This window comes from Acinetobacter sp. BWR-L5, from assembly GCF_039655985.1.
Taxonomy (GTDB): domain Bacteria; phylum Pseudomonadota; class Gammaproteobacteria; order Pseudomonadales; family Moraxellaceae; genus Acinetobacter; species Acinetobacter johnsonii.
Window position 1 is genome coordinate 1 of sequence record NZ_JAGFEV010000015.1, and the last position, 12,581, is coordinate 12,581.

Below are 12,581 nucleotides of genomic sequence, written 5' to 3' on the forward strand. Positions count from 1 at the left end.
TTTTTTCACGGCACCTGCTTTGAGGAGCTTGGCTAAACCATAGTCACCATTACCAGCATTGTTGCTAACGATGGTGAGATCTTTAATGCCGAGTTGAATTAAGCCATCGATCAGTTCAGCAGGTTGTCCTGCTGTACCAAAACCACCGATCATGATGGTTGAGCCATCCTTTATTTGCGAAAGTGCTTCTGTTAAAGAAGCTGAACTTTTATCAATCATAATATTGTCCTAGGCACAGCGTACCTATTAACTTTTGGAACTTGGAGTTGAAGCTAAAGCTGACACATCAGGGCTGCGTTTGGTTAAAATCAGATGCGCAGTTAAACCAATAACGATGCCCCAAAAAACTGAACTTAGACCCAAAAAGTGCATACCTGACGCTGTAGCTAAGAAGGTAATGAGTGCGGAATCTCGTTGAGATTCATCTTTCATGGCTACAGCAATATTGGTTGAAATCGCACCCAATAAGGCCAAGCCAGCCAAAGCAGCAACAAGCTCTTTTGGCAACAAGCTGAAGAGCAGAACGATACTGCCTGCAAACAAACCACCTAAAATATAGAAAATGCCGTTAGCAACGCCTGCGATATAGCGTTTTTCTTTTAACTCATGCGCATCTTTGCCCATACATAGTGCAGCCGTAATCGACGCCAAAACAATGGTGATACCGCCGACACATGCAACAGCTAAAGACGCAATACTGGTAGTCGTAATAATTGGCTTAGCAGGCATGTCATAACCACTCAGTTTCATGATGGCCATGCCCGGTAAAAACTGTCCTGTCAGGCTGACTAAAATCAAAGGCAGGGCAAGGTTTAAGGTGGAGTGCCAAGTCCATTCAGGGCTAATGAACTGAGGAATAGCAAGTTGGAAATCTAAACTCACCGCATTCATTTCACCTAATCCAAAGCTTAATGCCACACCAGATAAAAGCACCCAAAGCATGCTATAGCGTGGCGAAAAACGCTTTGCCACCAAGAAAACCAATAACATGCTAAAGACAATCATTGGCATGCTATCCGTGGCACTAAACAGTCCTAAACCAAACTGAAATAAAATGCCTGCCATCATGGCTGCGGCAACCGATTGCGGAATCCATTTCAATAATTTATCGAAATAGCCACTGATTCCAATCAGGAAAATCACCACAGCAGAGGTGATATATGCAGCAATGGCTTCATTCAAACTAATATTGGGAAAAAGTGTGACCAATAAAGCCGTACCCGGTGCAGACCATGCGGTAATCACAGGGACTTTAAACTTAATAGAGAGGAAAATCCCTGCCAAGGCTGCACCGATGGAAACGCCCCAAATCCATGAAATCATCATGCTGGAGGAAACCTGCGCTTGTTGCGCAGCCTGAAAAAAGATAATCATTGGCCCTGAATAGGAAATCAACACAGCCAAAAATCCAGCAACCGTTGCTGAGATAGACCAATCTTCTTTTAAGGTTTTAAACAGGGTAGCCATTCATTTGCCTCCGTGCAGTCATGATCCTGTGTATATAAAGTCCCGCATACCAAATGTTATGCAAACATCCATCTAGCCTTGATCGCCACCGCCTACAGGAACCACTGTACCTGTCATATATGACGATTCATCCGATGCAAGAAATACAATGGCATTCACTTGTTCCTGAATCGTGCCATAACGGTTCATAAAGCTACGATCAAGGGTTTGGTCGACTACTTGTTGCATCCATGCTTTCTCATTTTCAGATAGAGGATTAGCATTGCGCGGTACTTTACGCGGTGGTGCTTCGGTGCCACCTGTTGCAACCGCATTCACGCGGATTCCATCTTTCGCATGCTCAAAAGCAAGTGATGCAGTCAGGGCATTCACTCCACCCTTGGACGCCGAATAGGGCACGCGGTTAATCCCGCGAGTCGCTATAGAGGACACATTTACAATCGTACCTTTTTGATTTTTAACCATTTCAGGTAAAACAGCGCGACAACACCACAGCGTTGGAAATAAGGAACGATTGACTTCTTTGATGATTTCTTCTTCAGAAAATTCCTCAAAAGGTTTCATCCAAATTGCACCGCCAACGTTGTTGATAAGCACATCAACACGGCCATAAACCTCGAGGGCTTTGTCTACAACACTTTGTGCACCTGCAAAGGTTTCAAGGTTGGCTTTGACTGTTATTGCATCGCCTTGCTGTGCTTCAATTTCTGCTAATGTTTCATCGACATAGTCAGATAAGTCGGCTAAAACAACTTGTGCACCTTCATCAGCCACTTGGAGTGCAACACCGCGACCAATGCCTTGAGCGGCACCCGTCACAATCACGACTTTGTTTAAAAATCTTTGATTTAACGCCATTTTTTAACTCGCTCATCATCCAATATAAAGATGAATTTCTAAATTTATAAATTTGGCACGCCGGTGTCCTAACATTTGAATATCACTTACCGGATTAACCTTCGGTTGGACTTACTTTTCTTTTGGGAAAAGTAAGCAAAACCATTGTCATTCGCAAAACTCGTCAGAAACCGATTACTTGATATCTTTCTCGCAGAAAAGACTTTTTTACCAAGCAGTCCTGCCTCGAACAATTGCGAATGACGTTTTCGCGTATCATTTTTATGACTTAAATATTGGGTGATCTATTAGTTTGCAGAGAATTTTTCAAACAGGAAGTTTGCAGGCTTTACGCCTTCGCTATCTAACCAACCACGAACAGCATCGACCATAGGTACAGGACCACAGAGGTAGACATCAACATCACCGCCATTGAGCCATTCATTGTCAATGTGCCCAGTCACATAACCTTTACGCTCATGTGCAGAGTCTGGACTTGCAACCACGGTACGGTATTCAAACCATGGAAGTTTAGCTTGGAGGGTATTGAGCTGTTCTAAAGCCACTAAGTCGAAATCATTGGTAACACCAAACACTAAACGAACAGGGTGTTCAGCGCCTTTTTCTTCTAATGTTTGTAACATAGACATAAAGGGTGCAATACCAGTACCGCCTGCAAGCATAACCACAGGACGAACCACATTACGCAAGTAGAAGCTACCAAATGGACCAGTAAAAGTCATTTTGTCGCCCGCTTTGGCAGCACCACTTAAAAAGCTACTCATTTTGCCATTCGGCACATTACGGACCACGAAACCAGTTAAACGGTTGCCCGGTTTCGAGCTAAATGAATATGAACGCGTTTCTGCTGTCTCTGGAATGCCGACGTTGACATATTGACCAGCAAGGAAGTGAATGTCAGGTTGGCCTTCATCGAGCTGAATATCAAAAGTAATGGTCGATTCTGATAAGTTTTCAACAGCGACTAAAGTACCTTGATACTGATGAATTTCGGTTTTGCAGACTTCAGATGAAGCTTGAATTTGGAATACGGCATCCGAGCTTGGACGGCACTGACACGCCAAAATATAGCCTTGTGCCGCTTCTTCTGGTGTTAATGCATCTTCAATATACGTCTCTTCAGGCATGTCATAACTACCAGATTCGCAAAAAGCGCGGCAAGTCCCACATGCACCATCACGGCAGTCTAGCGGAATGTTAATTTTTTGGCGGTAAGCTGCATCTGATAAAGACTCACCTTGAGTCACGGTAATAAAACGCGTTACGCCATCTTCAAATTGAAGTGCAACATTGTGGTTTGACATGGCTGAATATCCTTTAAAAACGTTGAAACTTGGAACTCTCAGCCAAAACTCCATTTGGCTGAAAGCATACTAAGGATGTGTGGCTAAAACTTAGAGGTGATAAACATCAATCACTTGGTTGATGTAATCATTTTTCAGGACCACGTATTTACTTAGAATTTGTGGTTTTTCACCTGAAAAATCAATTTCATAACGCGACATACCAAAGTAGCTATAACTGGTTTTGTAGCGGAAGCTCAGCGTATTCCAGTTAAAACGGACGGTAACTTTATCGCCATCACGCTCAATCATTTCGATATTGTTCACATTGTGACAAGTACGTGTGTCTGGCATGGTCGCAGAAGAGCGTTCAGTTTTAATCCGGAACACACGGTCTTCTAAACCTTGGCGGTCTGGGTAGTAAATCAGGGAAATTTCAGACTGCGGATCTGTAGTCAGGGTATCGTCGTCATCCCATGCAGGCATCCAAAACGATGCTGAAGGGGCATAACATGCAAGCCAATCATCCCATTGCTCATCATCTAAAAAGCGCGCTTCTTGATACAAAAACTGACTGACTTGTTCGATGCTAACGGTATTGAGTGTTGTAGGAGCATTCATGCCACTTCTCCTTGTTCATTTGCAGTTTCAACAGCCAGTGCTTTTTCATTGGCAATTGCAATTTTCATCATGTCTAACCAGTGTTGGTGCTGTGCAAGATAGAGGCCTTCATCCTCAGTTTTGACACCTGAAAGTTTTGGTTTTAGACCAATTTCATTGGCAGCATCATCTGGGCCATGAATCCAATGCTTTGAACCGCGGCACATATCGTTCCATTCCAGTTCAATGCCTGCGTAGCCCGCTTGGCATGCACGGAATTCTTCTAAGTCATCTGGTGTTGCCATGCCTGAAGCATTGAAGAAGTCTTCGTACTGGCGAATACGGCGCGTACGTGCTTCCGCGTTTTCACCTACAGGGGCGATACAGTAAATCGTGACTTCAGTTTTATTGACTGAAATTGGGCGAAGTACACGAATTTGTGAACCGAACTGATCCATCAAGTAGACGTTTGGATAAAGGCATAAGTTACGTGAACGCTCAATCATCCACTTCGACATTGCTTCGCCAAATTTTTCAGAGTATTCGTCGGCTTTCGGGAAGTTTGGACGGTCTTCTGGATTTGCCCATTGTGTCCAAAGCAGCATGTGACCATTGTCAAAACCGTATGAACCACCGCCTTGTTTGCCCCAAGCGCCTGCGCTCATGGCACGGATGTTGTCACCCGCTTGTTTTTCTTTACGTTGTTGAGTGGTCGCTGCATAGTTCCAGTGCACCGCAGAAACGTGATAACCATCTGCGCCATTTTCTGCAGTGAGTTTCCAGTTGCCTTCATAGGTGTAGGTAGACGCGCCACGTAAAACTTCAAGACCTTGTTCAGACTGATCCACAATCATGTCAATGATTTTGCTGGTTTCGCCTAAGTACTCTTCTAAAGAGGGAACATCTGGATTTAAGCTACCAAACAAGAAACCTTTATAGTTGCCAAAACGTGCAACTTTTTTCAAATCATGTGAACCTTCATGGTTAAAACAGTCTGAATAACCTGCATCTGCTGGATCTTTAACTTTTAAAAGTTTGCCAGAGTTGTTAAATGTCCAACCATGGAAAGGGCATGTATAGGTTGCTTTATTGCCGCGTTTATTACGACAAAGCTGTGCACCACGGTGTGAACAGGCGTTGATCATGGCATTGAGTTCACCATTACGGTTACGTGCAATCAGAATAGGCTGACGGCCAATATACGTGGTGTAATAGTCATTGTTATTTGGAATTTGGCTTTCATGTGCCAAGTAAACCCAGTTACCCTCGAAGATATACTTCATTTCTAGGTCAAAAAGGGCTTGATCAGTAAACACTGAACGATGAAGTTTGAATTCGCCTGTTTCAAAGTTGTCGACAAGTAATTCATCGATACGATCGAGATGGCTAGTATTAATAACTGGGATACGTGGCATGTCCGTTCTCCGACTTTCCAAAAGTGAGGAAGTCCCCGAAATGCGACTTTGCAGTGGCTATTTCGGTTCCAAGGGTAATTAAGCGCTAGCGCGACGACGTTCAACTTCAGTTGATGGTGCAGCCGCTTGGTCTTTCACCAGTTCAACATTGAATTGAATGTGTTTGAATGGACCTGTTAAACCGCGGCGTGCAATTTCAGCTTCATCAGTAATATCGACAGCGGTAGCCACTAAGCCTTCACGTGTTGCAAATGCAAAGTCATCCCATAGGTATTGGTCACCCTCAATGTTGAATTGGGTGGTTAACTTACGGTAGCCTGGCGCAGATACGAAGTAATGTACGTGCGAAGGGCGGTTACCGTGACGGCCTAACTTGTTCAATACAAATTGAGTTGTCCCTTCTGGTGGGCAACCATAACCAACAGGCATCGTGGTGAGAGCAACGTATTTACCATCTTGGTCGCTAATGATTGAACGACGTAGATTGAAGTCTGATTGTGACTTATCGAAGAAAGAGTAGTTGCCTAAGCTATTGGCATGCCAAACTTCAACTTTTGCACCTTCAACAATCTGACCATCAGTGTCAGTCACTGTCCCTTCAATAATTAAAGTCGGAATTTTGCCTTCTTCAGAACCATCGTCCATACGTGCAAAACCAACCGATTCAGGCGCGCCAGCTACATATAAAGGACCTTCGATGGTACGTGGTGTTCCGCCTGTAATGCCTGCTTTGGCATCAGCTTCATCTGCACGTAAGTCGAGGTAGTGCTCAAGACCAAGTCCGGCCGCAAGTAAACCAAGTTCGTTGGCTTGGCCTGCATCCGTAAAGTATTCAAGACCTTTCCAAACTTCAGTTTGGCTCAAATCTAAGTCTTCAATCGCTTGGAATAAGTCACCCAATAGGCGAACTACAATTTGTTGAGTACGCGCGTCTACAGAACCGGTTGCTGTATCCACATTCATTGTTTTGACTAATGCATCAATCTGTTGACGATTCATACTATTGCTCCTTAAGTATGTTTGCTGTGTGGTGGCTAGCTTTATGAATAGGTTGAAAAGCTTAGCTGCCACGTTCCTTGTTAATTTCTTTCACTGGATTAACGTTCCAGTGATTAAATTGCATAAAATCTTTTTTCAATTAACGATCATCTTCGCGAATAGACGATGGATGTCGGTTCAAAGGCATCACTTCAATATTCATATACGGGTACAGGGGTAAACCTTGCAAAATGTTGTGTAGCTCTTCATTGCTGTCTACATCAAAAATGCTGATGTTTGAGTACTGACCTGTAATGCGCCAAATATGTCGCCATTTGCCTTGAGCTTGTAGCTCTTGCGAATATGCTTTTTCGACTGCTTTAATTTCACTGGCAGTTTCAGCAGGCATATCCAGTGGAATGTTTACATCCATACGTACGTGAAAAAGCATGTGTAACTCCTAAACGGTTAAGACGTCGCTTAAGCGCGGCGCAGCTGATCAATCTTGTTTTCATCTAACTCAATACCGAGTCCTTTGCCTTGGGGTAAGTGCAAGGCGAAGTCAGTGTATTGAAGTGGGGTTTTTAAAATATCTTGGGTTAACAGCAGTGGGCCGAATAACTCGGTGCCATAAGCTAAATTTTCAAAGGTCGAGAACAAATGTGCCGAAGCAATTGTGCCGACTGCACCTTCAAGCATGGTTCCGCCATACAAATCTATGCCTGCTAAGTTGGCAATCTTCGCGACTTCATGACCTTCGATTAGTCCACCAGACTGAGCCACTTTCACTGCAAAAACAGAGGCCGCATTGGTTTTGGCTAAACGGTAGGCTGAGCTTGGTCCCATGAGCGATTCATCCGCCATGATGGCAAGATCAAAACGTCGTGTTAAACGCTGCATCGCATCAATGTTGTCGATCGCACAGGGCTGTTCAATCAGGTCAACACCACCATTTTGTAGGAGTTGAATGCCTTTAATCGCATCTAGCTCAGACCATGCACGGTTCACATCAACACGGATGGAAATGTCTGAACCCAGTGCTTGTTTAATCGCAAGAACATGTTCAACATCTTCTTCTACACGGCGTGAACCGATTTTAAGTTTGAAAATATTGTGGCGTCTTGCCTCAATCATTTTTCGGCCTTCAGCAATATCTTTTTCAGTATCACCAGATGCCAACACCCAAAGTACAGGTAAACTGTCACGTAAGCGGCCGCCTAACACTTCAGAAAGGGGTAAATCTAAACGTTGCGCTTGAATGTCGAGTAGAGCTGTTTGAATTGCACATTTGGCAAAACGGTTACCATTAATATTCTTTTTCAAAGCACGCATGGTTTGTGCGATGTTTTGAGCTTTAAGGGACTTCAATAAAGGTGCAAAATAAGTTTCAATATTGGTCTTAATACTTTCTGGGCTTTCTTCACCGTAGCCCAGTCCGCCAATTGTTGTCGCTTCACCCCAACCGACAAAGCCATCTTCAGTGCTGATTTTCACCAAGACAAGCGTTTGCGTTTGCATAGTCGCTACCGCCATTTTGTGTGGGCGAATAGTGGGGATTTCGACGAGTAAGGTTTCTATAGATTTATACATCTTAACTCTGCGCAGCCTTGCGTTGTGTACCTGATTTGATATACCTTAAAAGAATAAATATGAACTGTCGAAGATCAAATTAGCATTTTAATATATCTTAAAGGTATAAATAGTCATGGAATTGAGACACCTCCGCTACTATGTAGCTGTTGTAGAAGAGCAGAGTTTTACCAAAGCTGCTGAAAAATTATTCATTGCACAGCCTCCTTTAAGCCGCCAGATACAAAATCTAGAGGCTGAATTGGGGGTGCAATTATTTGAACGTGGCAGCCGTCCACTCAAAACCACGGAAGCAGGACAATTCTTCTATCAACACGCTGTTAAACTTTTGTCTAATGCCGAAGAAGTCAAAGCCATGACACAGCGTGTAGGCTTGGTTGAAAAAACGGTGACCATGGGCTTTGTGGGATCGTTGTTATATGGTTTATTGCCTAAAATTGTGTATTTATTTCGCCAACAGCAGCCACATTTAAAAATCGAATTGATCGAAATGAGTACCAAGGATCAAATTCAGGCCTTAAAAGAAGGGCGGATTGATGTTGGCTTTGGACGCTTACGCATTTCCGATCCTGCTGTGCGTCGGGTTTTACTGCGTGAAGAACCGTTGATGTTAGCGGCACATTCTAGCCATCCTTTGACGGCGCAAAAACAAGGCGTGTACCTGTCGGATTTGGTCGATCAAAACTTATTTCTTTATCCAAGTCATCCCAAGCCAAACTTTTCTACCCAAGTCCAAGGGCTGTTTTCAGAATATGGGCTGGAACCTAAACACTTAAAAGAAGTCCGTGAAATACAGTTGGCACTAGGGTTGGTTGCCGCAGGGGAAGGAATTTGTGTGGTTCCAGAAAGTGCACGAACCATTCAACTGCCGCATTTGAACTATATTCCAATCTTAGATGATGCAGCGACTAGCCCCATTTTTCTGGCGATTCGTTCCATGGATGAAAGCGAGGACATTCGTTCATTATTTGATTGTATTTATCAGGTCTATGACCTTGAAGCGATCAAATATGACCGTGCATTTATCTAAGCTTGGGGATTTAAATTCCACGATACTTTGAAAGTCTACATTTTAAAATGAGCCATTACAGCCATCCTTGCGGATGGCTTTTTTTATAGTCATTTTCGCTTGGTTTTGCTTATTTTCTGTCTCTCACTGCAATCATGGCTTATATAAGCTATTTATTTAAAACAATAAAAACCTTAACCGACCTTAAAGGTATAAATATAGAGTTATTCGGTTTTGGACAAGAAAGCTACTTTTGCTGCAATGTGCACAGCAACAAACATTCGCAAGCAGGAGGCTTAAAGTGAATACAAATCCAGTTAACATCAACACGGTGGTCGATGAAGCCAAATTTACGCCCTTTCATTGGAGTGTACTCATTTGGTGTCTACTGATTATTATTTTTGACGGTTATGATTTAGTCATCTATGGCGTGGCGTTGCCACTTCTGATGCAAGAGTGGGGACTCAGTGCAGTACAAGCAGGCTTACTTGCAAGTACAGCCTTGTTTGGCATGATGTTCGGTGCGATGAGTTTTGGTACTTTGTCTGACAAATTGGGACGTAAAAAGACCATTATGATTTGTGTGGCTATTTTTAGTGGCTTCACCTTTCTAGGCGCATTTGCAAGCAATCCTATTGAGTTTGGTATTTTACGTTTTCTTGCGGGACTTGGCATTGGCGGGGTGATGCCAAACGTGGTCGCACTCATGACTGAATATGCTCCGAAGCGTATTCGTAGCACACTCGTTGCGGTTATGTTCAGTGGTTATGCTATTGGTGGCATGACATCAGCCTTACTGGGTGCATGGTTGGTAACAGACTATGGTTGGAAAATCATGTTCTATATCGCCATCATTCCATTTCTGGCTTTACCTATTCTTTGGAAGTTTTTACCTGAGTCTTTAATGTTCCTGACTAAAAAGGGTGAAACTGAAAAAGTCCGTGAAATTGTGCAAAAAATTGCACCTGAGCAAGCTATTCAGCCTGAAACGACATTTAAGCTCAACGAACCTGTTGCTGGTGATGATGCTCCATTAAAAGCATTGTTCCAACAAGGCCGTACCTTTAGCACCATGATGTTTTGGGTGGCATTCTTTATGTGCTTACTCATGGTCTATGCGCTTGGAAGCTGGTTACCAAAACTAATGATTCAAGCAGGTTATTCGCTTGGTGCGAGTATGATTTTCTTATTTGCTTTAAATATTGGCGGTATGGTGGGAGCAATTGGCGGCGGTGCGCTCGCAGACCGTTTCCACTTAAAACCAGTTTTGACAACCATGTTCACCGTGGGTGCTATTGCACTGATTCTACTTGGTTTCAACAGCCCACAAATGGTGCTGTACGGTTTAATTGCGATTGCAGGCGCAGCAACTATTGGTTCGCAAATTCTACTGTATACCTTTGTTGCACAGTTCTATCCAACTGCGGTGCGCTCTACAGGTATGGGCTGGGCTTCAGGCATAGGACGCATTGGCGCAATTGTTGGACCTGTGCTGACAGGTGCATTGTTAACTTTTGAGTTGCCACATCAAATGAATTTTCTCGTGATTGCGATACCTGGTGTGATTGCGGCTTTGGCCGTGTTTATGGTCAACTTAAAAGTATCTGTAGATGGTGAAAAAACCAAGTCAAAACAAGTATTTGATGCAGTTAAATCGACAGCCAATTAAATAATATTGAACCCATGAGTCTAGTGCATTAGTAGTAGGCTCATTTCAAAAATTGTATGAACTGTTAAAATCAATTTGCTTTTTATAAGTTGTTTTTTAACGCGATTTTTAATGCGATAAAAAGTTTCATTTTAAAGTATTAAAAGAAATGCATTGCGTTAGAAAACAGCGATGAAAAAGAGAGCTAAATATTAAAGAGTAAAAGTCAGGACAGACTTAAATACACAGGACCCGTGTTAAATGAAACAATTTAAGAAGAACGCTTTAGTTGTCACTTTATCGATGTTAACTAGTGCAGCATTACATGCACAAACCAATACAACGACAGAGATTGAGCAACTTAGAAATGAAATTAATGCGTTAAAACAAATGCTTCAACAGAATACGCAGCAACAACAGCAGCAAGCTGTTCAATTGAGCGCTGTTGAACGCCAAGTGTTGACGACGCCAAAAACGGTTGAAAAAACGGGTTTAGGTTTGACCAAAGGTGGGGCAGAGTTCAACTTATACGGTAATGTTCGAATGGATGCATCGTATCAAGCTGAAGGCGGTAGCAAAGACATGCCTTATAACCAAATCAATAGCGTACCTTTAGAAGGAAATGCTGAAAATAGCGATCGTTTAAGATCAACCCTTTCAGCAACGCGATTAGGTTTGGACTTTAAAGCGCCAGTCGCCGATCAGAACTTAAATGCCAAAATTGAGGTCGACTTTTTAGGCGGTACAAACCTTGATAATTTACGTATTCGTCATGCGTATTTAAACTATGGTAACTGGCTAATTGGTCAAACGTGGTCAAACTTTGCGACTCCAGACTATATCCCTGAAACGATTGATGCTTTGGCTTATGTGGGTGCTTCAATTAAACGTACACCTCAAGTGCGTTATACCCATAAATTCACGCCAAATACTAACTTAGTCGCGGCAGTGGAAGACCCGAAAGATGCCAGTATGAGCCAACGTATGCCTGCATTTACAGGACGACTGAATCATAAGTTTAATGATGCACTTTCAGTTAGTGGACGTGCAATGGCGCATGAAAAACGTATTCAAAATCAAGAAGAGTGGGCGTATGGCGTAGGTGTTGGTGCCAAATTTGACATCACCCCTGTAACTTCTGTAAAAGCCGACTACTACCATGTCAAAGGTGATAGCAGCTTTGTATCCTTTACAAACCCTGGCGTAGTTGCAACAGGCACAAGTATTGAACAAAGTGAGTTTGACTCAATTACTGTCGGTTTAACACAGAAGTTTAATGACAAATTACGTGGTACTTTGGCTTATGGTTATATGACTTTTGATAAAAATCAGGACTACCTTGATGCTGTAGCTGATGATACCAAAATCAATAAAAACTTATGGCAAGCATGGGGTAATTTATTCTATAGCCCAGTTCAGCCTGTTAGCCTTGGCGTAGAGTATGTCTACGGTGAGCGTGAAGCGTTTGCACCTGCGGCAAATGGTAGTAAAAAAGGTGAAGACAACCGTGTGAACTTGGTTGCGATTTATAACTTCTAATACTTGAAGTGATAACTGGTTTTCACTTTGATATGTATAGATCGAAGTGAAATTTCACATAGAAGCCGAAGGATAAACCCTTCGGCTTTTTATGTATTGCCGTTAAATTTAATCGATACTCAGTTTTGAGGAAATGTTGCGAAAGTCATGCAATAGTCGAAGTTTCATCAGAACTTAGGTTATTTGTCACATAA

General features: G+C 42.8%; 12 protein-coding genes. 3 read left to right on the top strand and 9 right to left on the bottom strand.

Annotated features, from left to right (window positions below):
- From JZ787_RS17245 to JZ787_RS17285, 9 genes are all read right to left on the bottom strand, one after another.
- The coding region (locus JZ787_RS17245; protein ID WP_346312961.1) for a CoA-transferase at positions 1–219 on the bottom strand (219 nt) is incomplete at its 3' end.
- 27 nt (positions 220–246) lie between these two features.
- A complete protein-coding gene (benE, locus tag JZ787_RS17250; protein WP_346312962.1) occupies positions 247–1,467 on the bottom strand; it encodes a benzoate/H(+) symporter BenE in 1,221 nt (406 codons plus the stop codon).
- A gap of 72 nt (positions 1,468–1,539) precedes the next feature.
- Entirely contained in the window at positions 1,540–2,325 is a 786-nt protein-coding gene (benD, locus tag JZ787_RS17255) for a benzoate diol dehydrogenase BenD (protein WP_346312963.1), read from the bottom strand.
- Positions 2,326–2,612: 287 nt separating this feature from the next.
- The gene (gene benC / locus JZ787_RS17260) at positions 2,613–3,629 is read right to left on the bottom strand and encodes a benzoate 1,2-dioxygenase electron transfer component BenC (RefSeq protein WP_346312964.1); all 1,017 of its coding nucleotides are present in this window, start codon (positions 3,627–3,629) and stop codon (positions 2,613–2,615) included.
- Between the two features lie 90 nt (positions 3,630–3,719).
- A complete protein-coding gene (benB, locus tag JZ787_RS17265) occupies positions 3,720–4,229 on the bottom strand; it encodes a benzoate 1,2-dioxygenase small subunit (RefSeq protein WP_234964140.1) in 510 nt (169 codons plus the stop codon).
- A complete protein-coding gene (gene benA / locus JZ787_RS17270) occupies positions 4,226–5,623 on the bottom strand; it encodes a benzoate 1,2-dioxygenase large subunit (protein WP_004693190.1) in 1,398 nt (465 codons plus the stop codon). Before benA ends, benB begins: the two co-directional genes overlap by 4 nt.
- 78 nt (positions 5,624–5,701) lie before the next feature.
- Positions 5,702–6,622, bottom strand: coding sequence for a catechol 1,2-dioxygenase (gene catA, locus JZ787_RS17275; RefSeq protein WP_184118796.1), 921 nt, complete (start codon positions 6,620–6,622; stop codon positions 5,702–5,704).
- Between the two features lie 139 nt (positions 6,623–6,761).
- Positions 6,762–7,052, bottom strand: coding sequence for a muconolactone Delta-isomerase (gene catC, locus JZ787_RS17280; RefSeq protein WP_005399484.1), 291 nt, complete (start codon positions 7,050–7,052; stop codon positions 6,762–6,764).
- Positions 7,053–7,081: 29 nt separating this feature from the next.
- Positions 7,082–8,191 (bottom strand): muconate/chloromuconate family cycloisomerase, encoded by a 1,110-nt coding sequence (locus tag JZ787_RS17285; protein WP_151836562.1) that lies wholly within the window; start codon positions 8,189–8,191, stop codon positions 7,082–7,084.
- Positions 8,192–8,306: 115 nt separating this feature from the next.
- On the opposite strand from JZ787_RS17285, the gene JZ787_RS17290 reads away from it, so the two are divergent.
- The 3 genes from JZ787_RS17290 (at position 8,307) to JZ787_RS17300 (ending at position 12,387) form a co-directional block, all read left to right on the top strand.
- A complete protein-coding gene (locus JZ787_RS17290) occupies positions 8,307–9,221 on the top strand; it encodes a LysR family transcriptional regulator (RefSeq protein ID WP_005399482.1) in 915 nt (304 codons plus the stop codon).
- Between the two features lie 280 nt (positions 9,222–9,501).
- A complete protein-coding gene (locus tag JZ787_RS17295) occupies positions 9,502–10,869 on the top strand; it encodes an MFS transporter (RefSeq protein WP_058869586.1) in 1,368 nt (455 codons plus the stop codon).
- 240 nt (positions 10,870–11,109) lie between these two features.
- The gene (locus JZ787_RS17300; RefSeq protein ID WP_346312965.1) at positions 11,110–12,387 is read left to right on the top strand and encodes a DcaP family trimeric outer membrane transporter; all 1,278 of its coding nucleotides are present in this window, start codon (positions 11,110–11,112) and stop codon (positions 12,385–12,387) included.
- Positions 12,388–12,581: the final 194 nt, after the last annotated feature.

Bases quoted from the DNA above. Each gene is read 5' to 3' on its own strand.
- benB (WP_234964140.1), bottom strand. From the start codon at position 4,229: ATGAATGCTCCTACAACACTCAATACCGTTAGCATCGAACAAGTCAGT.
- JZ787_RS17290 (WP_005399482.1), top strand. From the start codon at position 8,307: ATGGAATTGAGACACCTCCGCTACTATGTAGCTGTTGTAGAAGAGCAG.
- benD (WP_346312963.1), bottom strand. From the start codon at position 2,325: ATGGCGTTAAATCAAAGATTTTTAAACAAAGTCGTGATTGTGACGGGT.
- JZ787_RS17285 (WP_151836562.1), bottom strand. From the start codon at position 8,191: ATGTATAAATCTATAGAAACCTTACTCGTCGAAATCCCCACTATTCGC.
- JZ787_RS17300 (WP_346312965.1), top strand. From the start codon at position 11,110: ATGAAACAATTTAAGAAGAACGCTTTAGTTGTCACTTTATCGATGTTA.
- benE (WP_346312962.1), bottom strand. From the start codon at position 1,467: ATGGCTACCCTGTTTAAAACCTTAAAAGAAGATTGGTCTATCTCAGCA.
- catA (WP_184118796.1), bottom strand. From the start codon at position 6,622: ATGAATCGTCAACAGATTGATGCATTAGTCAAAACAATGAATGTGGAT.
- benA (WP_004693190.1), bottom strand. From the start codon at position 5,623: ATGCCACGTATCCCAGTTATTAATACTAGCCATCTCGATCGTATCGAT.
- catC (WP_005399484.1), bottom strand. From the start codon at position 7,052: ATGCTTTTTCACGTACGTATGGATGTAAACATTCCACTGGATATGCCT.
- benC (WP_346312964.1), bottom strand. From the start codon at position 3,629: ATGTCAAACCACAATGTTGCACTTCAATTTGAAGATGGCGTAACGCGT.